This is a genomic window from Tengunoibacter tsumagoiensis, from assembly GCF_003967535.1.
Taxonomy (GTDB): Bacteria; Chloroflexota; Ktedonobacteria; order Ktedonobacterales; family Ktedonobacteraceae; genus Tengunoibacter; species Tengunoibacter tsumagoiensis.
Window position 1 is genome coordinate 933,916 of sequence record NZ_BIFR01000001.1, and the last position, 26,105, is coordinate 960,020.

General features: G+C 49.9%; 17 protein-coding genes. 10 read left to right on the forward strand and 7 right to left on the reverse strand.

Going from position 1 to position 26,105, the window contains the following annotated elements:
* Window positions 1-111 precede the first annotated feature (111 nt).
* The 3 genes from EL628_RS03620 to EL628_RS03630 all read left to right on the forward strand — a co-directional run bounded on the left by EL628_RS03620 (window position 112) and on the right by EL628_RS03630 (window position 7,437).
* Window positions 112-873 (forward strand): dienelactone hydrolase family protein, encoded by a 762-nt coding sequence (locus EL628_RS03620; protein WP_126578429.1) that lies wholly within the window; start codon window positions 112-114, stop codon window positions 871-873.
* A 166-nt stretch (window positions 874-1,039) separates the two neighbouring features.
* Window positions 1,040-5,767: an SdrD B-like domain-containing protein gene (locus tag EL628_RS03625; RefSeq protein ID WP_126578430.1), complete on the forward strand. Its 4,728-nt coding sequence runs from the start codon at window positions 1,040-1,042 to the stop codon at window positions 5,765-5,767.
* A gap of 305 nt (window positions 5,768-6,072) precedes the next feature.
* Window positions 6,073-7,437 carry a cytochrome P450 gene (locus EL628_RS03630; RefSeq protein WP_161975254.1) on the forward strand — a complete coding sequence of 455 codons (1,365 nt, stop codon included), beginning with the start codon at window positions 6,073-6,075 and terminating at the stop codon, window positions 7,435-7,437.
* A 63-nt stretch (window positions 7,438-7,500) separates the two neighbouring features.
* Here the strand turns inward: EL628_RS03630 and EL628_RS03635 are convergent, their stop codons facing one another.
* The gene (locus tag EL628_RS03635; RefSeq protein ID WP_126578432.1) at window positions 7,501-9,096 is read right to left on the reverse strand and encodes a serine/threonine-protein kinase; all 1,596 of its coding nucleotides are present in this window, start codon (window positions 9,094-9,096) and stop codon (window positions 7,501-7,503) included.
* A gap of 323 nt (window positions 9,097-9,419) precedes the next feature.
* Here EL628_RS03635 and EL628_RS03640 point away from each other — a divergent pair, with 323 nt between their 5' ends.
* The 4 genes from EL628_RS03640 to EL628_RS03655 all read left to right on the forward strand — a co-directional run bounded on the left by EL628_RS03640 (window position 9,420) and on the right by EL628_RS03655 (window position 12,308).
* A complete protein-coding gene (locus EL628_RS03640; protein WP_126578433.1) occupies window positions 9,420-10,070 on the forward strand; it encodes a tryptophan-rich sensory protein in 651 nt (216 codons plus the stop codon).
* 83 nt (window positions 10,071-10,153) lie between these two features.
* Entirely contained in the window at window positions 10,154-10,993 is an 840-nt protein-coding gene (locus tag EL628_RS03645; protein WP_126578434.1) for a trimeric intracellular cation channel family protein, read from the forward strand.
* Window positions 10,994-11,209: 216 nt separating this feature from the next.
* The gene (locus tag EL628_RS03650; protein WP_161975255.1) at window positions 11,210-11,701 is read left to right on the forward strand and encodes an NUDIX hydrolase; all 492 of its coding nucleotides are present in this window, start codon (window positions 11,210-11,212) and stop codon (window positions 11,699-11,701) included.
* A 121-nt stretch (window positions 11,702-11,822) separates the two neighbouring features.
* A complete protein-coding gene (locus EL628_RS03655; RefSeq protein WP_126578436.1) occupies window positions 11,823-12,308 on the forward strand; it encodes a PRC-barrel domain-containing protein in 486 nt (161 codons plus the stop codon).
* Between the two features lie 62 nt (window positions 12,309-12,370).
* Here EL628_RS03655 and EL628_RS03660 read toward each other — a convergent pair whose 3' ends face one another.
* The 3 genes from EL628_RS03660 to EL628_RS03670 all read right to left on the reverse strand — a co-directional run bounded on the left by EL628_RS03660 (window position 12,371) and on the right by EL628_RS03670 (window position 16,349).
* Window positions 12,371-14,572: a serine/threonine-protein kinase gene (locus tag EL628_RS03660; protein ID WP_126578437.1), complete on the reverse strand. Its 2,202-nt coding sequence runs from the start codon at window positions 14,570-14,572 to the stop codon at window positions 12,371-12,373.
* 96 nt (window positions 14,573-14,668) lie between these two features.
* Window positions 14,669-15,583 (reverse strand): 16S rRNA (adenine(1518)-N(6)/adenine(1519)-N(6))-dimethyltransferase RsmA, encoded by a 915-nt coding sequence (gene rsmA, locus EL628_RS03665; protein ID WP_161975256.1) that lies wholly within the window; start codon window positions 15,581-15,583, stop codon window positions 14,669-14,671.
* 250 nt (window positions 15,584-15,833) lie between these two features.
* Window positions 15,834-16,349 (reverse strand): hypothetical protein, encoded by a 516-nt coding sequence (locus tag EL628_RS03670; RefSeq protein WP_126578439.1) that lies wholly within the window; start codon window positions 16,347-16,349, stop codon window positions 15,834-15,836.
* A gap of 539 nt (window positions 16,350-16,888) precedes the next feature.
* On the opposite strand from EL628_RS03670, the gene EL628_RS03675 reads away from it, so the two are divergent.
* Together EL628_RS03675 and EL628_RS03680 are read left to right on the forward strand one after the other, a co-directional pair.
* Complete coding sequence (locus EL628_RS03675) at window positions 16,889-19,543, forward strand: transglycosylase domain-containing protein (protein WP_126578440.1); 2,655 nt, start codon at window positions 16,889-16,891, stop codon at window positions 19,541-19,543.
* Window positions 19,544-19,614: 71 nt separating this feature from the next.
* On the forward strand, window positions 19,615-20,118 hold the full coding sequence (locus EL628_RS03680; RefSeq protein WP_126578441.1) for a GvpU-like protein: 504 nt from the start codon (window positions 19,615-19,617) through the stop codon (window positions 20,116-20,118).
* A gap of 151 nt (window positions 20,119-20,269) precedes the next feature.
* Here EL628_RS03680 and EL628_RS03685 read toward each other — a convergent pair whose 3' ends face one another.
* Both EL628_RS03685 and EL628_RS03690 read right to left on the reverse strand, forming a co-directional pair.
* On the reverse strand, window positions 20,270-21,334 hold the full coding sequence (locus EL628_RS03685; RefSeq protein WP_161975257.1) for a L,D-transpeptidase family protein: 1,065 nt from the start codon (window positions 21,332-21,334) through the stop codon (window positions 20,270-20,272).
* Between the two features lie 149 nt (window positions 21,335-21,483).
* Window positions 21,484-24,408: a tetratricopeptide repeat protein gene (locus EL628_RS03690; RefSeq protein WP_126578443.1), complete on the reverse strand. Its 2,925-nt coding sequence runs from the start codon at window positions 24,406-24,408 to the stop codon at window positions 21,484-21,486.
* Between the two features lie 512 nt (window positions 24,409-24,920).
* Between EL628_RS03690 and EL628_RS03695 the strand changes: the two genes are divergently transcribed.
* Window positions 24,921-25,295 (forward strand): hypothetical protein, encoded by a 375-nt coding sequence (locus EL628_RS03695; RefSeq protein WP_126578444.1) that lies wholly within the window; start codon window positions 24,921-24,923, stop codon window positions 25,293-25,295.
* A gap of 168 nt (window positions 25,296-25,463) precedes the next feature.
* Here the strand turns inward: EL628_RS03695 and EL628_RS03700 are convergent, their stop codons facing one another.
* Window positions 25,464-26,105: a uracil-DNA glycosylase gene (locus EL628_RS03700; protein ID WP_126578445.1), complete on the reverse strand. Its 642-nt coding sequence runs from the start codon at window positions 26,103-26,105 to the stop codon at window positions 25,464-25,466.

Consider the following 26,105-nt stretch of genomic DNA (forward strand, 5'->3'; position numbering starts at 1 on the left):
GGGGATCAACGGGCTATACTAACAGTGATTGAAGCTCTCTGTAGAGTTTCTCTTCGGAGGCTATCTCTATCTATCGGAGTTTATTTCTCTCTGTAGAAGGAGTCTTTTGGCATGTGTTACGATAATGATGCACGTCCACCCGATCTACCAGCTGCTGGTGGGGCCGCTCATGGCCAGGATCTTGTTCTGACTTCGGCTGATGGTACACAGTTCGCCGCTTATACTGCCCGTCCTGAGCAACCAGGTGGTGCTCAGATTGTTATCTTACCCGATGTGCGCGGCCTGCATGGTTTTTATAAAGCGCTGGCGCTCCGTTTTGCGGAAGCTGGCGTTGAGGCTATTGCGCTGGATTATTTTGGCCGCACCGCAGGCCTGACGGCCCGTGATGATTCCTTTGAGTTTATGCCCCATGTGCAAAAACTGACGGTGCCCACTGTGTTCCAGGATGTTCAGGCTGCTATTGCACATCTGCATAGCTCTGCACCAGAGAGCCAGTCCATCTTCACTGTTGGTTTCTGTCTGGGTGGAAGCCTCTCGCTCTTAACGGGGACACAGGAGTTTGGGCAGAGAGGAACAATTGCTTTTTACGCTGGTCTGAGTCGTCAGATGGCAGGAAGCGATAAAACGGTTCTGGAGCTCTCCACGAATGAGAAGCATCCAGTTCTGGGCCTCTTTGGAGGAGCTGATCAGGGCATTCCTGTCGAACAGGTCCATACCCTGGATCAGAATCTAGATACAGCCGGCGTTGAACATGAGGTTGTTATCTATGAGGGAGCCCCTCACAGCTTCTTTGATCGCAAGGCCGTCGATTTTGCTGAAGCCTCCACCAATGCCTGGGAACGCATTCTGAACTTTATTAGTAGCTATAAATAAAGCCCTATCAGAACAGAGAAGCCACCCCTCAATTTGATGATCATCGAATTGAGGGGTGGCTTCTCTATTGAAAAGAGGATAAACCCTGATTAATTCTACCTTTACTTATACTCAAAATGGATAAGGCGATCCTATCTATTTTGAAACGAGAGTGAAGGTTAAGGCTATGCAACAGTCTTTAAAAAGGGTAACGAAGCCTGATAGAGTGCGAATAGTGCTGCTTCAACATATCTGTGTGCTGAGTATGATCATCTGTAGCAGCCTGGGGAGCTACTTATTTTTTGTGTCCCCTGAGCAGCAGTTTCATACAGCCCATGCGGCAACACAGATAGCTTACAGCATAAGTGGAGTCGTTTTCAACGATAGTGCTCAGAGTGGCGATCCAACTGGAAAGCCTGGTATTAATGGTATCACTGTGCGGGCTTATAACGCCAGCAATGTCGTAGTCACCACGACCCAGACCGCTGGTAGTGGTACCTCTGCGGGTAGCTATACCCTTTCTATCCCTGATAGCACTGGTCCTGTGAGAGTGCAGTTTAGTGGATTTGGTACCGGTGCCAGTACGCCTGAGTTAGCCGACCTCCAGCCTTCCATCCATACTCCTGGTACGGATACCCCGACATCAGGAACGGCTGTGGCCTTTGTTAGTGGAAATAATGCCATTAATACAGTGAATCTTGGTCTGGCTCGCCCCAGTGAATACTGCCAGAGCACTGCCAATCTCAATCTTGGCGTGAACTGCTATGAGCAGGGGAGTGCCAGTGCAGCGAGCCTGCCAGCTATCTATAGCTATCCTTATACGGGCAGCGGTACGACGCCCGCCCCCACTGCATTGGCGGCAACCAGCCAGGTTGGAACTACCTATGGACTGGCCTATCGTCGTGCAAGCGACACGCTCTTTGCGGCTGCGTATATGAAGACGCATGCCGGATTTGGCAGTGGTGGTCCAGGTGCGATCTATACAATTGCTAATGCCAACCATGGTACGCCCTCAGCTCCGACGGTCTTTGCTACCTTAAATGCGGGAACTGATCCGCATGGTACAGATTATGATCAGGAAAGTCCTCAAACGTTCGATGCGGTCGGTAAGCTCTCGCTGGGTGGTATCGCGCTCTCTGAAGATGAGCAGACGCTCTATGTGGTCAACCTCTATGATCGGACGCTTAATCTCATTGGATTGGGAGCTCCGCCAGCAGTGCCAGTAGCAGGAGCCATCCAGACACTCTCTATTCCCGCCCCGGCTGGCTGCGCTGCCAATGATTTCAGGCCTTTCTCTCTTACTATGCATGAGGGACAGCTCTATATTGGAGCCGTCTGCTCGAATGAATCGGGGAGCAGTCCTGATGGGCTTCACGCTTATGTGCTTCGCTTTACTCCTGCGAGTACTGGTGGAACCTTTGCTACCAGCCCTATCTTTGATTTTGCGCTGACCTATCCAAGACGATGCGTTGAGTTTAATGGAGATCCCAACTGTATTACTCAGGTACCAGCCACATGGAACCCCTGGACTGCCAGCTATGCGCCGCACCTTGATTCTACGGTCAACTCGTACCAGGATGCTATCTATCCTGAGCCTTTGTTGACCAGCGTAGTCTTTGACAATACTGAGAGTATGATTCTGGGTTTCCGCGATCGATTTGTGGATCAGGTTGGCTTCTTTAATGTTCCGCCTGATGGCAATCCAACGCGTGTAGCAGGCGTGCCAGCCGGAGAGGTGCTACGTGCATGTGCTAATGGCCCTGGTCTGGGCTGGACATTGGAGAACAATGGAGCCTGCCCATCAGGTTCTCCAACCGCTGGTGCCAATAATGGCAAAGGACCAGGCGGTGGACAATATTATTACCAGAGCGGCTTTACCAACCTTGATTATGCCAATGAGGGGGCCCTGTTACAGATTCCTGGCGTGGGCAGCGTTGAGAGCACACGCTTCAACCCGCTCATCAATGATTCTGGCGATTATGCAGCTGAAGGCGTAGAGAGACTTGATCATGCAAGCGGCCAGGACACTAATGGATATGAAATCTATAATCGGCGTGGCGGGTCTCTGCCCCCAGGCCAGTTTGGCCGTTTCGGCGTCACCAATGGTATTGGTTCGCTGGTTGCTTTCTGCCAGAATGCGCCATTAGAATTTGGTAATCGTGTCTGGTCTGATCAGAATGCCAATGGATTGCAAGATGCCAACGAGCCCGGAATTGCTGGTGTTACCGTAGATCTCTATGCCAGCGATGGAAGTACGTTATTGGGGACCACCATCACAGATAGCAATGGACAGTACTACTTTAATGCCAGTAATGTCAGTGGAGGAGGACTCTCTCCCTATACCAGCTATGTGATTAAATTAGATAAAGCAGCCGACTATGATACAGGAGGTCCTCTGGCAGGCTTGCATCTGACGCGTTTTAATCAGGACCCCGACCACCAGATTGACTCCAAAGCGATCATCATTGCAACCCCACCTCTGAGCAAGAAAAGGCAGCAGAAGATAGTCGCATATCCGCAGATCAGTGTTGGTGTGCATGAACCAGGTCAGAACGACGAAACATTGGATATTGGTTTTGCCCCACCAGCGCCACAGATCTCCATTACCAAATCACATCGTGGAGGACCCTTTCAAGTTGGAGAGACAGTCAACTTTCTCCTCAGCGTGAGCAACGCTTCTACCGCAGCCTCAATAGACTTTCCGAACAGAGTGGACCTCACCGATACCTTATCTGCTGGTCTGGCGCATATCCAGTTTATATCAGGTTATAACTGGGTATACAACGGCCTGGCTGATGGAGGGCAGACGCTGAACCTGTACTATCCAGGCCCCATTCAGCCAGGAGAGCTCCTGCCCGCCGTTGTCGTCGCTGCTCAGGTTGTGAGTGCCGATAATCCAGTTGTGACTAATACCGCTACTGTGAGCACTTTAAACGATACAGGCCAGCCAGAGGAGACAGCGACCGATAGTGTTCAAGTTATTCCCAATCTATCCAATACAACCCCAACCCCAACTCCAGAGCCAACTGGTGATCTTACAATTACCGAGACCAATGCAGGTGGAAGTAATTTTCAAGTGGGCCAGAATATCACCTATACCATTACTGTTAGCGGCGTCTCAGGCAATATCCCTGCCTATGCTGTGCAGCTCTTTGATAACATTCCTGCGGGCCTGACAAACATCAAGACCAGTGGCAGCGGTTGGAGTATTCTAGGCAATCAAACCAGTAGCCCTACCGAATTTGAAGCCAGCTATGTGGGCGATTTTCCGGTTGGAGCAGGCGTAACATTGCCACCCATTATCCTTTCAGGCACATTTACAGATGCTGCCGTCCCAATTTTTGCGAATAACGTTGGACTCAATGTGGTGCCAGATACCGATCCAGATAATAATATCGCTCGCGATCCCATTAATGTGAGCTCTGGTGCTATCACACCAACGGTAACAGCAACAGCGACTGATACCCCGACACCAACGCCAACCGCTACCCCGACTCCAACGGCCACGCCCAGCCCAATCCCATCTATTGATCTGGGGATGATCAAATCTCATGCAGGAGGGTTAAACTTTACCGTTGGGCAAAGCATCACGTATACTTTGAGTGTAACAGGCTTGCCAGGCAGCGCTTCGCCAGACAATCGGATTATCGTCAATGATACTGTGCCCGCCGGACTGACCAGTCTGGTTGTTGATGCGCCAGCATGGTCGATCGTCTTAACGGATACCACCAGCCCGGCAATGATTATCGCCACCTATCAAGGGCTGCCTCCTGGAGCTAGTGGAAACATTACGATTACTGGAACACTCACCAGTGATGCTGTTCCGGTGTTTTCAAATACCGCAACAGTAGCAAGCCCACAAGACCAAAATCCGAGTAACAATAGCTCAACTGATAGCATCTTTGTGTCTGCTATACCAACACCAACACCGAGCCCAACGGCCACGCCGAGCCCGACGGCCACGCCAGTTGCAGATGTCTCAATTACAAAGAGTAACAGCGGAGGTCGAAGCTTTATCGTTGGTCAGAGTGCTTCTTATACGTTGTTGGTACAGGTTCTCTCTGGCACAGTGTCTCGTTCACTGGTAGCTTCTGATATACTACCAGTAGGTCTGACCAATATTCAGGTGCAGGCTGGAAGTAGCTGGAATGTCACCGTTAGCTCCCTGACGAGCCCAACCTTAGTGCGAGCAACCTATGTTGGAAGCTATCCGCTGAGTGCTGGCGATGTTCTGCCTCCTATTCAGATCTCAGGCGTTTTGACGAATGATGCGATCCCCTCCTTCACAGATACGTCCATCGTCATGGCTCCTAATGATCACATGTTAGGGAATAATGTGTCGACAAATACCATCTTCGTCTCAACTATTCCCACACCAACGCCAACGGTTACACCAAGTCCAACGGCGACCCCGAGCCCGACGGCAGCCCCCCCAACAACTGTTCCAGACGTCTCAATCACCAAGATCAATGCAGGTGGGAGAACATTTGCCACAGGTCAGAACATTACCTATACCTTAACGGTCAATGTACTCTTGGGTTCCGTTGGAAGATCGCTGGTAGCCTCCGATATTCTTCCCGTTGGCCTTAGCAATATCCAGGCCAGTGCAGGGAGTGGTTGGAGCATAAGTGTGAGTAGCACCATCAGCCCCACATTAGTGCAGGCGACGTATGTGGGTAATTACCCTGTCAGTGCTGGCACAGTATTACCGACCATTCAGATCTCTGGTACACTGAACGGTAGCTCTGGGAGTACGTTTACCGATACGGCTATTCTGATGGTACCTCGCGATACCAATCTGGGAAACAACGTATCAACCAACACAGTCTTTGTCTCAAGCTCCCCGACGGCCACGCCGACCATGGGCCAGATTGGCTTCATTGCCAGCGAGAGGAAAAAGTTTGAACGACTGTAAACGCTTGTAAGAGAAGTTCTACCCAGGAGGTTGTTCTCTAACGTCATTGGTGTACACATGCGTGCCCTGACACGCATGTTGTACACTGTAAACGTATAAAATGATGGTCACCAGACAATGTTTTTGTGCGCCATCTCCCTTTTTTGAAGGACCGGTGAAGCTTATGAAGCTTCAAGGCGTGTCTTAGCCTGCCTTAATTGCAACGGTTTTATATTTGTAGCACAGGGAGTATCAGAAGTAAAGATTGGATCTTCTTTTGATCAGAGGCAGAAGCTCGCTGTGTTATGGCAAAGGAGTCTGCTTCATTGGCAAATATAGTAGATGTACCTGTAGCGCAAGAAAAGATGACGACTCTAAAGTCATTGGATAGTTTACGCGATCTACAGAAGAGCCCTCTGCTCTTTTTCTCGAATCTTACACAGCGTTATGGTGATATTGTGCAGATTCGGATCTTCTTCTGGCCTGTTATCATTATTAATCATCCTGACTATATTAAGCAGGTTCTACAAGGAAATTACCGCAACTATAATAAAGATGTTCCCATCTTCAATCTGTTCAAGCCTCTACTGGGTAATGGTTTAGTAACCACCTATGGCGGAGAGAGCTGGCTTCAGCAGCGCCGCCTGATGCAACCTGCCTTTCATCGTCAGCGCCTCTCCGATCTAGGCCACCAGACGACCAGCTCGATTGAGACAATGTTTCAGCATTGGGAGCGTTACGCCCTGAAGCACGAGCCATTGGATGTCGCGGAAGAGATGATGCATCTCACTCTCAATATCGTCAGTCAGGCCCTCTTCTCCATCGATATTCATGAACGTGCTAATCTCTTTGGTGAGGCATTTTTAGAGATTAACGCCTTTTTGCTGGAGTATTTTAACCGACCTTTCCCGCCATTGAACTTTCCGACGCCACGTAACCGGCGTTTTCATCGCGCATTAAAGACATTAAATACTGTCGTTTACGATATCATGAAACAACATCAGCAGGCTCCCGAGCGCCATCAGGATCTGCTGTCAATGCTGATAGAGGCACGCGATGAAGAGACTGGCGAGGGCATGAGCAATCAGCAATTGCGTGACGAGGTCATGACGTTGCTGGTGGCAGGACACGAGACGGCTGCCAATGGGCTGGCCTGGAGCTGGTATCTGCTGGCGGAACATCCAGAGGTGGAACAGAAGCTGCATGAGGAGCTTGATCGCGTCCTGGCTGGCCGGATTCCCACCATTGAAGATCTGCCCAATCTACCCTATACCCGGATGGTTTTTGAAGAGACTATGCGCCTCTATCCGCCTGTCTGGATCATTATGCGGAAAGCCCTCGATGAAGATGAACTGGGCGAGCATAAGATTCCCAAACAGACCTATGTGCTCTGGAGCACCTATGCCATGCATCGTCACCCGGAGTTCTGGGAGCGGCCAGAACAGTTCTATCCAGAGCATTTTCTGCCAGAGCAGGTAGCTAAGCGGCCTCGCCATGCCTATATTCCATTTAGCCATGGGCCACGCATCTGTATTGGTAATAACTTTGCGATGGTCGAATCGCAGCTTATCCTTGCCATGGTGGCTCAGCGTTACAGGCTCAAGCTTGTGCCCGATCAGAAGATTGAGCCACAGCCTCTGATGACCCTGCGCCCCAAATATGGGATACAGGTGTACATTGAGCCACGTTAGTGTCAACCTCAGCCACAATCGTGGCTGAGCCCTCTTTATTAATGGGCGTGAAGGTTACGTCATTTACAGATCTGCTTTATTTTTATCTTGTAGCCGCTGTACAAGCTTCTCTTTCCCAGTCTGTGCCAGGATAAAGGTGGGATCAAGCTCAATTATCTGCTCATAGGCCTGGACTGCTTCGGGGTAATTCTGCATCTGTCTAAAAATATCCTCTTTCCCATGCTGAACGAAGAGGGACTCAGGATCTAGTTTGAGCGCCTGCTCATAGGCCTGCATAGTCTCGGAATAACGTTGCAGCTGTTTAAGGGCATCGCCTTTGCAATTCCAGGCGATTGCCGATCCAGGATCGCGCAGGATGATCTCTTCATAAACCGCAAGGGCCTCGGCATAATGATGCAATTTTAAGAGCATAGAGCCCTTACCATGTAGTGCAAGGATAAAGGTTGGGTCCACCTGTAAGGCCTGCTCATAGGCCTGTAGCGCCTCTGCATAGTGTTCAAGGTGGCTAAGTGTATTGCCTTTATTATGCCAGATCAGTGCAAAATCATTTTTAAGTTGGAGCGCTCGTTCAAAGGCCTGTAAGGCATCCGCATAATATTGAAGCTCACTGAGCATAACGCCCTTATTATGCCAGAGCTGAGGCATGGCAGGATTGAGCTTCAGCGCCTGCTCATAGGCCTCAAGCGCCTGACGTGGAATGCCTTTTTCATAGAGTTGATTCCCTTCATCGATCCACTGCCTGTCGGTTCGTTGTTTCGGCTCGCGCTCTGTTGCAGATCTGGTCTCTGGCACAGGGGGGAGAGAGCGCGGGGTGTGATGGCGTACCTGCTGAGACGTGTTCGTCGTTTGCAACGCTTTCAGAAACGCAGGGATATCGGGAAAGCGTTGGGCACGCTCTTTTGCCATTGCTTGCAAGATGGCTTTTTCAACATGGCTTGAGAGGGCAGGATTGAGCTTGCGTGGAGGAATAGGTGCTTCTGTAGCATGTTTGAAGCCCATTGCAATGAAATCGGCAGCCTCAAAGGGCCGTCGACCGGTTGCTAACTCATAGGCGATACAGCCCAGAGCATACTGATCGCTCTGAGGACTGATAAAGCCGCGAAACTGTTCCGGGGCCATATATGATGGAGTACCTGTAGTGGTTGTATGGCGCATGCTTCCTGTAGATAGTAATGAAGCAATGCCAAAATCGGCCAGAAGGGCATCGTGTTTATTTGAAAGCAAGATATTGTCGGGTTTCAGGTCCCGGTGGATAATCTGCTGCTGGTGGGCATATGCCAGAGCTTCGCCCACTTGAAGAAGCCAGCCTAGCGAGGTGGGCCAGGGAATTATTCGCTTGCTTTGCACAATCTTCTGACGTAAAGATCCACCTGAGGCATAAGCCGTAATGAGATAGGGGGCCTGATGAAAGAAGCCGATATCGAGCAGGCGAAGAATATAAGGATGTTCGAGCTTCTCCAGGATCTGCCCCTCACGCAGAAACTGGTCTCGCTCATCGGCAGAGCTCAGATGAAGGTGGAGAACTTTGATGGCTGCGATCCGTTCCTGGAGAAATATATGATGAGCTTTATACACCTGCCCAAAGGAGCCAGCCGTAATAGCTTCATCAATATAATAATTTCCAATCTGTGTTCCAAGAAATGGATCGTTTTCTTTCATATCGCTCCCGGGAGAGAAGGATAATCATAGCAGCGTCTTTTGATGATAGATTGAAAAAGAAGCATTATTGCATACCCATATATTTTACATTAGTGATCGCTTCTTTGCAAGGTAAATGCATACGTGTTCTGTCCCTCTCCACCAGCCTGCGCGTTACGACAGGAAGGTTCCCCGAAACAACGATAGAGTTCATGATACCCGTCCATTGAAGCAATGGCGTCAACTTTGCATATAGTTAAACGATCTAAAACATGCAGGTAAACGTGTAGGTAGTAGCATCGATTGATTGCAATAGATAACGCTATGCAAGGAGGAGCAATACAATGTCAATTAAAATTCGACCCATTAAAGAGGTAGAAGAACGTCTGGCCTCGCTCAGACAGCCCCAATGGCGCTGGTATCATGGCCTGGCCTTCTATGCCATTGTTCAGGTCTTGACCTTTAGTACCTCGGCTCTGGTGAGTGTTGCTGTCGGAAATAAAGGGAAGAATCTGCGCGAGACCGTGTTTGGGGATACCTCATACTTTAGACATCTCAAGCAGGCGAAGATTGCACCCCCTTCGTGGTTCTTTGCCCCTGCCTGGACAATTAATAATCTGTCTGTCATAGCAGGCACCTTACATGTCTTGAATCTGCCCAGGGAGACGCGTGGACGCAATGCCTATCTGGCTCTTCAGGCCGCCACGTGGTTAGATTTTATTGCGTTTAATGCAGCCTACTTTAGCCTTCGCTCACCCATTAATGCCTTTGTGCTGACCGTCCTCTTCTTCCTGCTGACGCTGGCAAGTGGCTTCGTCGCCATCTTCCGTTTGAAGGATACCAGAGTGGCCCTGTCCCTGGCGACTCTCTTTATCTGGCTTATTGTGGCTACAACTGCTGCTACGGCCCAGATGTTATGGAATAAAGACGAGCTCTACGAAGTTGGACCTTTTGTGAAGCCTGATCCCAGACTCGTAAAAGAAAGTGTCCGCTAGGATTGTGTTGAACGGCAAACCGTAGTATAGTCTGCTTGATAAAAAAATATTCTGTGACTGTGCTCTACTGGTGAGGCCCGTGAATGTTCTTTCCGCCCGATACTGAAACCCTACAATTGATGCCCGCAATTGATCTGGCTGCTGCCGTAGCTGGTTCGATTGGTGGGGCATTGTATGCTGTACGTAAAAAATTTGTCATTACTGGTGTGTTGCTGATAGCGATCCCTGCTAGCCTGGGCGGAGGTATCTTGCGTGATATCCTTCTGGGTCAGCTCCCGCCAGTCGCGCTTACTCAGGCAGGCTTCTATCTTCCTGCTGCTATTCTGCCAGCGTTGCTGGTCTTTTTTCTCGAGAGTGTTATCAAGCGTCTTGAACGATTGCTCTTTCTTGTAGATGCGTTGAGTCTGGGACTGTTCGCCTGCGTGGGAGCTCAGAAGGCGCTGGCCTTTCATCTTAATTGGACGGCTGCATTGATGATTGGAACACTGAATGCTGTAGGTGGGGGGATACTGCGTGATATTCTGGGCGGAGAGACGCCAGATGTGGCGCGACCGGGAGCGTTAAATAGCGCTGCTGTAATCATCGGCTGTGCTTTTTACGTCGCTTTGATCGAGTTGGTCGAGGTGAATAAATACATTATCTGCTCCCTGGCGGTCTTTCTCATTTTCCTCTTACGCGTCTTAAGCGTACGTTATGACTGGCAGGCACCGGCTCCGGTTGATCTGATTACAACCGGGCAAATGCGCTCGGTGAAGAGCAAGGTTGAAGGCTCACTTCAGCGTCACCAGGAATGGCAGCAGCTCAGATGGAAGCGTGCCAGTCGGCGTAAAGTTGAAACGTCGCTTGAGCAGCGCCGTCAGAAGAGCCGCCGTAAGCCTCAAAAAATAAGCTTTTTGCACAAAGATTCCTCTGCTGAACATTGATTTTTTTCCTCAATGGGCGATGGTGTAATGCTAGAGTCCCTCTCAAGGATGGCAAAACATCCATCTAGAGACGTGGTTATGAACAGGACTTTAGACGCATCACAAACAAAGGCTCTCAAGATATGCTTAGAGCAGATCAAGACATTGAACGAGAACAAAAAAAGCCATGAACTTCATTGCTACTATGTCGTCATTGAGCAGAAGAGGATAAAAATTATGCTGTATGATCTGTTAAAAAAATGTGTGAGCCTGTTTTTTAATCTTTTGAATAGAATCCTGGGTGGGAAGCTCCCACCGTTTGGGAGCGCAGCCATTGTTGTAGAAGAGCAAGATCTCTACCTGATCGTGAAATTGCCTGGTGAGCGCGTCGTGTTTCCCGGCGGATTTATGAATTGGAACGAAGATCCACGGCAGGGAGCTGAGAGAGAAGGTTTTGAAGAGACGGGTCTGCACATTCGTGCGGGCGAATTGATTAACTATTATAGCCTGGCAAGCTCCAGCTTTTCCAATATGAGCACGTTGAGCTTTGTCTTCGAGGGAAGTGTCATTGGTGGAGAGCTGAAGAGTAATGCAGAGGGCCAGCCTGGCTGGATGACCGAGGACCAGCTTCGCCGGTCTATGGACCGACATTCAATTGGTATCCTGGAGGAGTACTTACGTCTGCGTGCACGAAATGCTGCTCGTCCAACGATGAAACTGGTCTCATAATCGTCGTGATCAGGGCTTTTGTTGGAGCATGACCTCAGAGCGGGGGTCTGGCAGGCTGGCGTATAATATGTCGAAGAGAATATCTCTGCATTATATATTTTCTACAAGGAGTTGAAACGTAATGGCCAATCCGAAGGACACCCGCAAATGGTCCGAGCTCTATCATCTGGATGTCTATCTCACGCGTGAGGGGAGATCACTGGGAAAAGTCGAAGATTTTTTTGTGCGCACAGGTTCAAGCGCTCTCTATGCTCTTAGCGTACGGACGCGTTTACATGGTGATCTCACATTGCCAGTCACCGGGATCACAGCAGTGGAGGCCGACCGCATCACAGTTCCCAATGCGCAGGTGCTGCTCACGGCTGTCCCCCCTTATCTGCATGGTAAAACCCTGCTCGGGCGGAAGATTGTCAGCCTCAAAGAGCAAGAACTGGGTACGGTCAAAGACGTGGTCTTAACAGTCAACCCGCCATTGGCACTGCGTGTTTCGGCTCTCGAGGTTACTCAGGGTAAATCGGAACATACAAAAGTTTTCACCAGCGATGGTATCGCCAGTTACGACGATAATGTGGTAACGGTAGACGATTTTATCGCTAAAAAGCTTTAAACGTCAGGGCTTCAGGGCAAGCAACTTCGGGTTTACAAAGCTACCAGGAGTTGAGCCCTGCCCTATGCCTCTCCTCTGAGGCGGGCTACTTGAGCTTCTGCATCGCGTAGCTCGCGCTTCCTGCGTAACTTCTTCAACGCCTCAGCCTTACGTTGCCAGTTGTCGGCATCATTGGGAGCCAACCGCACCGCCTCCTCGGCTGCTGCCAGTGATTCCTCATAGCGCTCGAGCTGCTTCAGCACCAGGGCTTTGTTGTGCAGAGCCGAGACCATGCGCGGATTCAGCAGCAATGCGCGTTCATAAGCATACAGCGCCTGCCCATAATCGCCCAGATGATAAAGAACATTCCCTTTCCCATTCCAGACCTGAGCAATATTCTTGTTCAGGCTGATGGCACGATCATACGTAGTAAGCGCCTCTTGAAAGCGATCGAGCAGATAGAGCACATTCGCCTTACCGTTCAGGGCGGGTGTATAGTTGGGATCGATCTGCAAGGCTCGATTGTATGAGTCAAGCGCCTTACTATAACGATTCATATCGGTCAACACAATGGCTCGACGCTCCCAGGCTTTGACGAACAGAGGATCGCTGGTAGTGGCGCGTTCATAGGCCTCCAGAGCCTCTTTCAAATTATTCTGGTTATAGCGAATTTCGCCGATCCCACACCAGGCTGGAGCATAGCGGCTGTTGATGCGCAGTGCTTCATTGTAGGCCTTGAGCGCCTCAGATGGATTGCGCATCTCGCTTAGAACCATCCCTTTGCCATTCCAATAGAGAGTGGAACGTGAATCCAGAGCCAATGCCTCATCAAAGGCCCGTAGAGCCTCAGGAAAGCGGCGTAGCTGGCGCAAGACCAGCCCTTTATTGCCCCATGCTTGAGCCATCCGAGAATCGAAGTGGAGCGCAAAGTCAAAGGCCTGAAGCGCCTGCTCAGGCTGTCCGAGAGCACTCAATACTGCCCCTTTGCCATCCCAGGCCACCGCATTATCCTTCTCCAGTTCAATAGCTTTCTCAAAAGCCTCAAGTGCCTCACGATTGCGATGGAGAAAGTTGAGCGCGGTTCCTTTGCCCGTGAGTGCAGTGACCAGATTAGGATTGAGCTGGAGAGCCTTTTCAAAGGAGGCCAGAGCCTGAGGATGCTGAGCATTGAGAGCCTGAGTAAGGCCACGCCCCTGCCAGGCCAGCGCATTATTGGTATCAGTCTGAACGGCTCGATCATAGAGATTCAATGCTTCTGGAAGCCGGTTCTGCGTATAGAGCCGATAGGCATCCTGTAAAATCGCCTGCGAGGGTGAACGCGGCTGAACGGCAGGTCTATGACCAGTAAAAGATGGCAGCGTTCCACTGATGCGTTGCTGCTCAAGCAGGCGGAGAGCATTGGCCACTTCCTGGGCATTAGCCGGGCGCTTCTCGGCATTCATATCGAGCATGCGTTGGAGTAGCTCAGAGAGCTCATTGGGAACAGAGCTATTGAACTGCGAGGCGGGCTGGAAGAAGAAAGGCTGCTCACTCGGATCTATGCCTGTTAAGAGGTGGTGGAGGAGAGCCCCCAGACTATAGACATCGGAGCGAGGAGTGCTTTGAGCCTTACCATACTGTTCGGGAGCGGCATAGCCTGGAGAGCCCAGAGCCACCGTATCATGTGACTGGCCCGGTTTAAAGACCCGAGCGATGCCGAAATCGATCAGATAGATATGTCCAGTTCCGCTAATCATCACATTAGATGGCTTAAGATCGCGGAAAATAATGGGCGGCTGATGAGTGTGGAGGTAGGTCAATACCGCACAGAGCTGGTCTGCCCAGGGTAAAACCTGTTCCAGCGGGAGCATACCACTTCCTCGTCGCTCGATATACTCCTCAATCGTCTGACCCTCAATAAAATCCATCACCAGGTAAGAGCGTTCGCCCTCAGTAAAATGATCATAGATGCGTGGAAGATTGGGATGGAGAAGCTCAGCAAGGATCTGTGACTCGCGTTCAAAAGAAGCCTCCGCCTCTTGAACTTGAGCTGGCGTAAGACCGGAGCGACTCATCTCTTTCACCGCCACAGAGCGATTGCTAAAGCGGGTATCGATCGCCTTATAGACAGCTCCCATGCCACCCTGCCCGATCAGTATCTCTAATTGATAGCGACCATCGAGCAGAGCCTTGTCAGACAAGGTGCCTGTAGAATGTTTAAAGGGAAGCGGGGTTGCACAATTTTGACAGAAGCGTGCCGTCACGGGATTAGCTGCCCCGCAGTTCTCACAATCCTGTATCGTCATGGATCGTACATGTTCCTATTATTATTTAGCTGTTATGATCATCTACATTTTCTGATTTAGCCGTTATGATCATCTACGTTCTATCATAACATATTCTTATTCTGTTGGTGACTTTCTCGTTGCGGTATCCACTACCTGCCAGAGCTGAAGCCATTCTTCAATGCTTAACGTTTCAGCCCTCCGGCTGGTATCAATGCCAGCCGTGTTCATCCATGAACGAACCTCTTCATTTTTATAATGCAGACCATGTGTTAATGAATTATGGAGCTGCTTACGGCGTTCCGAGAAGCCAGCCTGCACAACCTTAAAAAAGCGTGTGCGCTCATCAGGCGTCAGCGGAACCTGTGGCTTTACGTCGATGCGGAGAATCGCTGAATCTACTTTGGGCGCAGGAAAAAACGACTGTGCTGGAACGCGTGCGATGATCTGTGGTTGTCCATAGAACTGAATGCTGACGCCCAGGAGACTAAGATCACCAGGACCAGCAACGATGCGTTGAGCCACCTCCAGTTGAACCATTGTAACCAGCAACTGTGGTGCATTTTCGTGCTCCAGAAAATGGCGAAACGTCGGAGCCGTAATATAATAGGGCAGGTTGGCTACCAGTTTATAGGGCCTTGTCCCGAACACCTCCAGAGGATTCAGGTACAATAAATTGCGTGCCATTAGCTCGACATTCGGAAATTTGCGGGTCGTCTTCTCCAGTAGCGTTAACATATCGCGTTCTAATTCAACTGCCACCACGCGTTTCGCCTGAGCAGCCAGTTCGCGCGTCAAAACACCAGTGCCGGAGCCAACCTCCAGCACCTCATCGGTTGAAATAATCTCCGCCGCGTCTACGATCTTCGTAAGAGCTGAGCGATCAATCAGAAAATTCTGCCCAAAGGCCTTATTGGGCCGCATATTATGTGCATAGAGCAGGCTGCGGAGTTCGCGCGGATCGGTAAGATCAATCTGATCATAGAGATCAAAGGCAGGCGTTACTGTTGTCTCTTCTGAGCTATCTGTCACGTTTCGTGATCGTCCCTTTCTGGATACCCGTGGGAGGAATGACCCTTGCGAGAGGCGCTCTCCCATTGATGTCAACGGGTAATGGGTGGCTTGTATTGGATTGGTAAGTGGTCTAACAGTAACAAAATGGCTGCTGCTTGTCAAATGGTTCTTCCATTTGCTGCAACTTGCGCGCCCTTTGCTAGAGCCCGACCAGGCAAGGTCCTTGACCAGTGGCCGTTTACATTATCTTATCATATCTCAACATGCATCAGCGGCCTCGACCGGTGCGGCGCATGATAGGTACTCCAAGGAGCTGTAAGATGAGGACGACTATGGCCCCAAAGAACAGGGCACCAATCAAGAAGACCGTGAGCCAGAAGACAACGTAAATAATCGCGCCTACGATCGTCAGGAGTATAACGCCCAATACTGCAAAGAGGATCAGGCGTGCAGCGAATGATTGTGGGAGCCAGCCAGCAAATTGTGAACGGGCTTGGCCCCATCCTTTATAGTGAAAGTATTGCTGCTCTTGTTGCTTCGTATTCTGCGTTGAATGAGCAGACGTGCCAGCCGATTGTTGATCGGCATGATGCTGTTGCGTAAAGAAAGAACCATCCTGCGCTCGATAGCCCTCATAAGGCTGCTCGTCATAGGTCGAAGGATGATCGCTTTTGGGTATAGCACGTGTGTGCCGTTTGGCGGACGTTGTTTTACCGCTGGCACCTTCCTGTGCTGAACTGGTGTCTGCCCGTTGGGCAGGCGAAAAAAAATCTTGCTGGCTCATGATTTCTCCTGCATCTAAACCGCAAACCTCACATAAATTTACGAACTGGCAAGGAGAGGAGTTGCAGGGTTAGATGCCGAGCTTTCGGCTACTTTAAAATTGTCGCGAGGGCATGATAATGGGGCTAAAAATACGCAGCATGGATAGATAGATGCTCGTACTGTTGACGAAACGAAGCCAGAGTATGGAACGTTATAAAGAACAACGTACCATCTTACTGTGTCACCTTACTATTGAAACAATCGCTATACACAATCTAAACAATCGGCACGAATAATCTCTTTAGTAGGGTTTCCCTTTTATTACTAGGGGGAAGGACCATTAGGGGGGATAAGATACTGAGGTTGGGGGACATGTGGTATCCTTGAAACAGCGTATTTCATATGAACATTCTTATAATAAGTGAGGTAGTGGAGTTGAGAAGGCATTATGGCATGAAGAGACATCATCCTCGGATCAGGGCTCCATACTTCGCTGACAAGCATGTCCAGGGGTTTGAAGAGTAGAGCGAGTGGATTCTACACCAGGAAGGATGTGGCATGTCTTCTAGTAATGACGCCAGAGATGGGCAAAAAAAGAGAGCAGCGACCTCTTCATCTTTGAAGAGTGGGAATAAACAGCATCGGAGTACAGCGAGAGGAAAGCAGGAGCCGGGTGGAGGAAAGACATCTGGAGAGTACGCACGTTCAGCAGAGTCCCAGGTAGCACTAGATCAGCATCGCCCTGCCAGAAAAGAGAGTATCGCCGTCGCTCAGGGCCTTGAGCCTCTTCGGCGAGAGCCGCGTACTCCTCTGGATGCTGGTATGGGAACTTACACACACCAGCACCAGCAAGTTACCGCACGCAGAATGAGAATCAACCGTATCATCATGCGCAAACGGCGGCATGAGCGCTCTGTTAGCACAGTGGGACCGCGCCTCTTTATGCTTGCCACTGTGCTACTCATCCTCTTCATTGCCTTTGCCTCCAGCGGAATTGGAGGAGCATACGCCTATTATCGTGCCCAGATGCCTCTGCTCAACGGCATTGCACAGCATTCGTTGTTCCAGACCACCCATATTTATGATCGCAATGGGAAGCTCCTGTATGATCTCTATGATCATAATCGCATTGATCGGGGGCGGCGCACCTATGTAGACTACAAAGACATCTCACCCTTGCTTGTCAATGCCACCATTGCAGCCGAAGATCACACCTTCTGGACGAATGATGGCGTCGATTATTCGGGCATTGCCCGCGCAGCCGTCTCGAATGTAGAGAATCAGGGGGTTGTTGAGGGTGGAAGCACAATTACCCAGCAATTAATTAAGAAACAATTTTTTGACGGGCAGCGCCGTACTATTCAGATTAAAGGTGAAGAAGCGATCCTTGCCACCGGTTTAACTCGTCAATATAGCAAGCAGAAGATCATGGAGATGTACCTCAACACCGTCTTCTATGGCGATAGCAACTATGGAGTTGAGGCCGCGGCACAGGATTATTTTGGCCTGAAGCCACAGTGCTCTAAAGATCATTGCACCCCAGCGGTCGCACAGCTAGATCTGGCTCAGGCCTCCTTACTGGCAGGACTTCCTCAGAGCCCGACAGGCTATACACCCACGGTCTATAAAGATCATGCCCTTAAAAGGCAGCGTCAGGTTCTCCAGTGGATGGTTGATCTCGGCTATATTACCGATCAAGAGCGTCTGGATGCACAGAAAGAGATGGAAAACTATGACTTTACCTCGCATAGCGGCGATCAGCAAAAATTAGCCCCTGGTTTTGTGGATTATGTCACCGATCAGCTTATTCATCTCCTGGGTGCACAGAATCTTTACGATGGCGGCTATAGCGTCTACACTTCAATTGACCTGGACTTACAGCAGAAAGTAGAGAGCCTGGTTCACGATCATCTCTATAAAGCTCAAGCAGATAACTATCTCGGCTATTATCCAGCTTTGAACATCTACCACAACGTGAACAATGGCGCTGCTGTCGTCATGGACCCCACCACAGGAGAGATTTTAGCGATGGATGGGAGCGCCGATTACTTTAACACCAGTCCGGAAGTGAGCGGCCAGGTCAACGTAGCCACCTCAACAGATCGCCAGACCGGTTCATCGTTCAAGCCGATCGTCTATGCTACAGCGTTTGAGATGGGCTGGTATCCAGCTATGATTGTGCCTGATCATCAGACCTTCTTTCCCGAGCCAACCGATGGTAAGCCCTACTACGCGCCGAACAACTATGATCGGCAGTTCCATACCAGCTTCCCCATGACGATCCGGCAGGCGGTAGGCAATTCGTATAATATTCCAGCCGCCGACACGCTAAACTTTGTGGGGCCGAACATCCTCAACATGGCCTCGCGCCTGGGGATCACAGAGCTCTCTCATCTGCAACCGGGTGATGTAACCAGTTCGATGGCCCTGGGCACAAAGCCAGTCTCTCTCTTGAATATGACCGCCGCGTATGGGACCTTTGCGAATAAAGGCGTGCATATGCCCACTACCTCGATCCTCTCTATCACCGACAACACCAATAAGACCATCTACACCTACAATGCTGGATCGATAAAAGGGACGCGCGCCGTCCGAGAAGATGTCTCTTATCTCATCAGTAGCATCCTCTCCGACAAACTGGCACGCTATCACGAATTTTTCCGTGGAAATCCTCTCGAATTGGATCGGCCAGCGGCAGCCAAAACTGGCACAACAGAGGACTACAAAGATAACTGGACAATTGGCTATACTCCACATCTAGCGGTGGGCGTATGGGCAGGGAATAGCAACGGTGAGCTCATGCGGGATGTCATTGGCATCACAGGAGCTGGACCAATCTGGCATGATATTATGGAGTATGCCTCGCAGCGTTATAACTATCCTCCAGATGATTTTGTCCGGCCAGACAACGTCCATCAGGGGACCGTCTCAGCCTTTACAGGGCTGTTACCACATCCAGGTGAGCCAACAGTGACTGATTGGTTCATCGATGGTACAATGCCAACGATACAGGGCGCATACACGCCACCGCCACCGCCATCGTCATCGTCAAACTGTCAGAGCAACAACAACAACAATAATAACAATAACAATGGTGGTAGCAACTGTACCCAGAATGCGCAGAGCCAATCCACGAGCAGTCAGGGTCAGGCCACGCCCACAGCACCAGACAATCCAGGTGATCAGGCCACGTCTACCACGAACATGCCATAGAATGGCTTTCACGCGCATCGTCGCTTTAGCAGATAGAGACCGGTACTGGACCGGGAAGGAACTGGTTTGCAATGGTAGATAGCACAGGACAGAATAAAGATAAGAGCGAGCCGAACCCTGCTACAGCAGGGTTCCGCCCATTAAGCCGTAGCGAGCATCGCTCAAACTGGCTGCATGAATATAGCGAGCAGGATATCGCCCTTCAGGCCTGGATTCGCCTGGTAGAGCTACAAGGGATCGAGATCGAGGTTATGCTTCAGATCTCGGGCCTGCTGGTCTTTGGAATAATGGTCAGCACACAGGCGTATGCTCAGTTCTACATAGATCTCCATGAAGAGATGTATCGTCAAGAAGATCCAGCGACCGCCAATTTTTTACAGGAGTATTATAGCGCCCTGATTCCCCCTCCTGATCAGCCTGAGATCGGCCCTGAAGGTCTCCCAACGATGTATCGCTATATCCATCTGCGCGACGTCACGATCATGAGCTCCGGGCATAAGGTTAAGCTTCCCTACTGGCGTGGTAAAGCTGCCACGGTGGATGGTTTTGTTGTTGGAGCCAGCGCGAGCGAATAGCCTGTTATTATAAAAGCAGATGGTTTTGTCGTTGGAGCCAGCGCGAGCGAATAGCTCGCTAGCGCAAAAGAAAAAGGAGATCCTTTCTGTTCTAAGAGAAAGGGATCTCCTTTTTGGTGCCGGGTGAAGAGCATGCTCTTCACCATCAGACTTAGTAGTGAATATTGACGGTTGTGCCGATTGGTGCCCAACCATAGAGCCATTGAGCAGCACTAAGAGGCATCGTCACGCAACCGTGTGAGCCATCCTGAGGGCCGAAGACTGGATCGTTGTGAGGAAGATTCGAGCCAGGACCAAAGACACTATGCCAGGTTGCATCATGCAGGAAGTAGCCACCCTCTTCAAACTCCAGAGCGTAGTTGATCGGCGTTGGTGCATAGTAATAAGGCGAGCCAACCGGCCATGGAGAATAGAAAGTTGTGGGGCTTAGTTTTACAAAGACGTGGAACGTACCTGTAGGTGTAGGCAGCTCGGGGCGGCCAGTCAGAACAGGGGTATTGTAGACCTCTGTACCGTTCTCATAGGCGCGTAGCCACTGGCCTGAAAGATTGACATCAATCACTTTTCCAGAGCCATTGGGAGCAGGCGTATTGGTATTGTTGCCACTATTGGTGCTGGGAGCAGAAGAGACTGAGACCAGACCGCCATAGACATACTGTGGAGCACTACCAGAGGCCGATACACGGTACCAGGTAGAGATACCACCCCAGACCGCCTGACCGGAGACTGTATCATAGATAGTCACCGATGTGTTAGGTGCAAAGGTAGAGACGATCGAACTACCAGTGTTGGGAGCGCTACGAACATTGGCCCAGCTCGTTACTGTGGCTGTGCCGCCATTGTTGTTGCTCGTTGAGACAGGCTGATTGGTGCTGCCACCATTATCGCGGGTGATCAGACCAGCGTAGATATACTGTGTCTGGCCGCCATTTGAGATCTGATACCAGTCAGAGATATTGCCCCAGACGACCTGTCCAGAGACCGTTCCATAGACAGTGACAGATGTATTAGGTGCATCAGTGCCAAGTATTGTGCTGTTTGTGTTTGCTCCACTACGAACATTGGCCCAGCCAGTGGTTTTACCGGTCCAGGTATCATGAGCCACAGCGGGCGATGCATGCGATACCTGGTTGGCCACAGGACTGACAGCTAAAATTAGAGCGAATAATAGAGCAAGTGGTCCCAGCAAGTAGATTTTTTTAATAGTTTTCTGCATAAAAGACCCCTCATTTTGTGTATAGACCCTCATCAATAACAAGTATACCGTAGAGATTATGAAGAGACAAGCGAAGTAGTTCACAATTAGCATGAATAGTACTAATCTCATCTGTTTTGTTTTTTGAAATTATCGCACTGGTCGTTGGATTAAGATAGAAACCAGTTTCCAATTTCTTGAGCCAGCATATCGCCGCTATTTTTTAGCTCCTGGATACTTCGTTTGCCCAATTGAAGAGCCTCCTCGCGCTCTCCCTGTGCCGCTGCAAGCTGAGCACGAGCAAAGTAGTAGCGTGCAAGCAGAATCTGTGCGCCAGCTGGTAGATAGTGGGACATCTTCTGGAGCGAGACTTCGGCCCGCATAAGCTCATGCTGTTGAATATAGACGATTGTATATTGATAGTAGAGAAAACAGAGATCGATAGTACTTTCGGCTTTATAAGCGCTCTGGAGGCCAGGCTCAAGATATGCAAGAGCTTGCTGATATGCCTGCTGTTGTTGAGCAATTTGCGAGCGATAGAGATAGATATTCGCTGCAAAGCTGCGATAATTATGCTCCAGTGCCAGTACCAGCGTCTCTTGTAGCGTCTCTTCTGCTTGTTGCAATTGAGCAAGACCAATCTGAATGATCCCTTGTTGGAGCTTGCCGTAGGTAATAAGAAAAGAATCTTGCATCTGCGTGGCCAGATGCTGCCCTTCTTGTAAATAAATAGCGGCTTGTTGATATTGACCGCAAACGGCGGCGAGATGTCCACTGACGATGAGTAGCATCGCTAATTCCTGTTGATAGCCAGCTGTTAGAGCCATGAGCCGCCCTTCGTGAAGCAGATGTTCAGCCTGGGCATAGTGGCCTCGCACCATGAATATTTCTGCCAGAGAACAATGAATAACGCTTGTGTAACCATAGTGGTGCATTTTTTCAGCCAGGCCCAGCGCTTTGTACTGATAACATTCCGCCAGCTCAATCTGACCCTGTATCAAGGCGATCTCTCCAAGGATACGTAGCTCGTTGATCATCTCTTCATAATCATCGGTCAACTGTGTGATCTCTAACGCCTCCTGAAGATATTTGGTGGCCTGGTTAGTGCTGCCATCATAGGCCTCGAGCGTTCCCAGGCTTCTCAGGAAGAGCCCGATCATCTGACCATCCTGTAGCTGGCGGGCTAGCATAAGTCCTTCCTGATAGACAGCTACGGCCTCCTCATGCCGACCGCGTCGATGATGGAGCGTGCCAAGATTAGAGAGAGTAATGCAGAGTGCTGTCTGGTATGAACTTGCGCGAACCAGAGCCAGCGTCTGTTGTAGCAGGATTTCGGCCTGTTCATTCTGTCCGAGCTTTAATTCAAGGTTACAGCGTTCATTTAAAATATCGCATTGTAAGTGGAGCCACTTCTCATCTGGGTTGGGTGGAATCCATGCCAGAGCCTCTTCAAGAGCCGTTTGTGCCAGCGTATACTCGCCTTGCTTGATATAAATCTGGCCTTTATAGAGAAGCACGCCACAACTGCATAGAGGGAGAGCCAGCAGCTCAGCGGCCCGGGCAGCCGTTTCATTATATGACTGAGCGCTGCTGTACATACCTCGAGCCAGCAAAAAAGGAATCAGAACTTTTGCGCCATCGAGAAATTCCAACCAGAGTCCAAGTATTTGAGCCTGATCCAGGGCCGCGAGCAGAGAGCTCTGCTCCGCTTCAAGGAGAGCACCAGCGTTTTGATGTTCTTTGGCATAAGCGATCATCATCCGCACAAAGCGTTCATAGATATCGGGAGAGGCCAGCCTGAGGCGAGCATAATCGGCGATCACCTGATGGAGGCTATAGCGATTATTAGATACGCACTCGAGAAGGCCAGCATCGATGAGAATATCGAGATCTTCAACGCGGCAGTTCGTAAGCTGTAGGGCGGCTCGTTCTGAAAATGTTTGTGGTTTAGCCGGGAAGACCGCCAGTGAGTAGAGCGTATTGCGAGCAGATGGTGTTAAAAATTGATCTGAGACAGCGATAATGGATTGTAAAGAATAGGCATGTGAGCCCGGCAGGCTAGGATGAGCCTGACTTGGACTATATAATTCCAGCAACTGCATCCGCTCCGTCACATTACTTAAGCGTTCAAGAGCGGTATTGCGACGGCGAGCTGAGCCAGCATAGACCTGTTTGCGCATATAATTGCTGATCAAGACCAGGGCAAGGGGGAGGCCGCTGACAGACTGGACTAACCGTTCAATTTCTGGTGAAGTGGCAGGCAAAATTTGAGGTGCCAGAAAGTTTACTAATTGGAGTGATTCTTGCAGGCTGAGCTCCTGAAGTTGGATTGAGTCTTTTACGGTCAGATGAGCGGCAATTGAAGGAAAGCGTGTGGTCACCAGATAGGCACATTGTGGCCCTCCAATTTTCAATGCTAATACCTCTTCAAGCTGCCAGACATCATCCAGAACAATCAAGAGCGCCCGTGAACCAATCGCAGTCCGCAGAGCTTTGGCCCAGTCCTCCCAATCCTGGAGTGATTGCATCTGTTTTGCGGTTAACCCGAGGAGAGCCCCCCAGCGGTTAAGGTGGCTCAAAAGCTGTGGCTTGATGCCGATACCGGCCCATAAGATCCCATCGTGATAATGTTCCTTCATCTCTTTATCATGGGCCAGAGCGATTGCCAGAGCTGTCTTGCCTACGCCTGGAAGGCCATTGAGCGCCACCATTGTATTTCCTGGTTCGGCAAAAAACCGTTCTTTTATCTGAGCCAGAAGTTGTGAGCGTCCCACCAGGGGGAAAGAAGGAACTTCTGGGATGGTGCTATCACATACTGGTGGCAAGGAGATATCAATAGCAGGCTTCTGAGTGATTGAAGCATCAGCAGTTGGCTCAAGAAAAAAGCCCAGTTCCTCTTCAGTCTTCCCGAAGAGATTGCAGAGTTGGACTCGATGAAAGAAATGGGGCTGAGCCTCGCCGCGTTCCCAGCGTCCAACCGTAAGAGTTGGCACATCCAGACCATCGGCAACATCGCGTTGAGTCCAATTGAGGGCGGTCCGAGCAGCGATAAGATGGCGGTTAGGCTGTCTAATTCGGGCAGATTTTTTTTTCACGCGCTTTTTTCACCCACATCCGGGGGTTGTTGCGGTCTCTTTGAGGGTAAGAGAAGCTTCAAAAGAACAATCCTCTAAAGGGATAGCAATAATGACGAAAAAGAATTACACCTGATTAGCATACCATTGAAAAAGGCCCCTGGTCAAGCACAGAGTGTATTTCTTTCTTTTCAAACTTCAGACATTTATATTTTAACTAAACTTTTAAGCATGTTAGTGTCTATCTATGAATATTTGTGTGTCAAGACATAGCTTAGAAGATTTACTCTAGAGATTTGATATTTAACTATTTTAGTTTTAAGCTCTAGCGGAAGGTTATTGGAATGAGTTTAAATGGCTTTTATAGTTCATGTGGGAAACAAAGCGCAAGCTGTAAAGTGATACCTAGATGATAAGCTTTGTTATTCATTCTTAGCAACCTTGCCTGCTATACTTGAGGACATGAGTTTGAAATTAGGAGGGCTGAGAGCTTTCTGAGGGTAAGAGAAAAAAGAGAGCAGGTGTAATCGTCTATGCCACAATATCCTGAGTCCAGAGCTATTGAGTTACCAGCGAGCTTTGAGCGTATTGGTGATCTTGTGATTTCACCTACAACCGATCTTCCGTTTGGAAAAGTATTGCTGGTTGGGCATAATGAGTGTATGATCTACGAGCGCATTATTGAAGAGGGGTATCTACTTGGAATACGGGCACATTTTACCTTCTTAAAGGACCATGAGCGCCGTAAACCAGTCTTTTTTGATGATAAACAGCTGACATTAGTGATCGACCGTTTTCAGCCAGAAGATCTTACCGAGGCTGAACGTGATAACTGGCGCTCCTTTTTTATGGCTGGTTGGATGTCGGTTACGTTAGGAATCATCACCATCGATGATGAATGTGTGTAGTACCATTTTTGGGTTGAAGCGTGTCAGGGGAATGACACAACCGTTACTGCCCTGGTCATAGTTGTGGAGAGCATACTTCCGCATCCCAATGAGCCATGTTATTCCACAGCTCCAAGGGATGCGAAGGTCACATCACATCACATCTATCATGACCTATTAAAGACCTTATTAAAAGAGGGAGAGCTGCTGCGGTGGCTCTTCCAATTTTTTGGAGGGGGAAGGAGCTTTTTTCGGGGCTTCAGCCTCCATGCGTTCGGCTTCAGCGATAATTAAAGGGATCTTCTTAAAATCATTACGAATGACATCTTTCAGGCTGGCTTGATGAAGACCGGCGGCTGGATGATACATCGCAATGCAGATGAGGCTCCCTTTTTTGCGTGCGCGACCATGAATAGAGCTAATCTTCTCATTGCCAAAGAACTTAGCCATAGAGAAGCGACCCAGCGTCACAATGACACGTGGCTGCATAGCGGCGATCTGGCGATCAAGGTATTCGCTACAGGCCTGAATCTCCTCGGGCTCAGGATCGCGGTTGTTAGGGGGGCGGCATTTGACAACATTCGTGATAAAGACATCTTTGCGCTGTAGATTAATGCTTGCCAATAGCTCATCGAGGAACTGGCCAGCGGGACCAACGAATGGTCGGCCTTGTTTGTCTTCATGGAAGCCGGGACCTTCGCCAATAAACAGAATGCGAGCTTGAGGATTACCTTCACCTGGGACTGCGCGTGTGCGTCCATTACAGAGCTTACATTTTGCGCAAGTCGAGACCTCTACTGCAACTTCTTGCAGAATCTCCTCCGACGACAT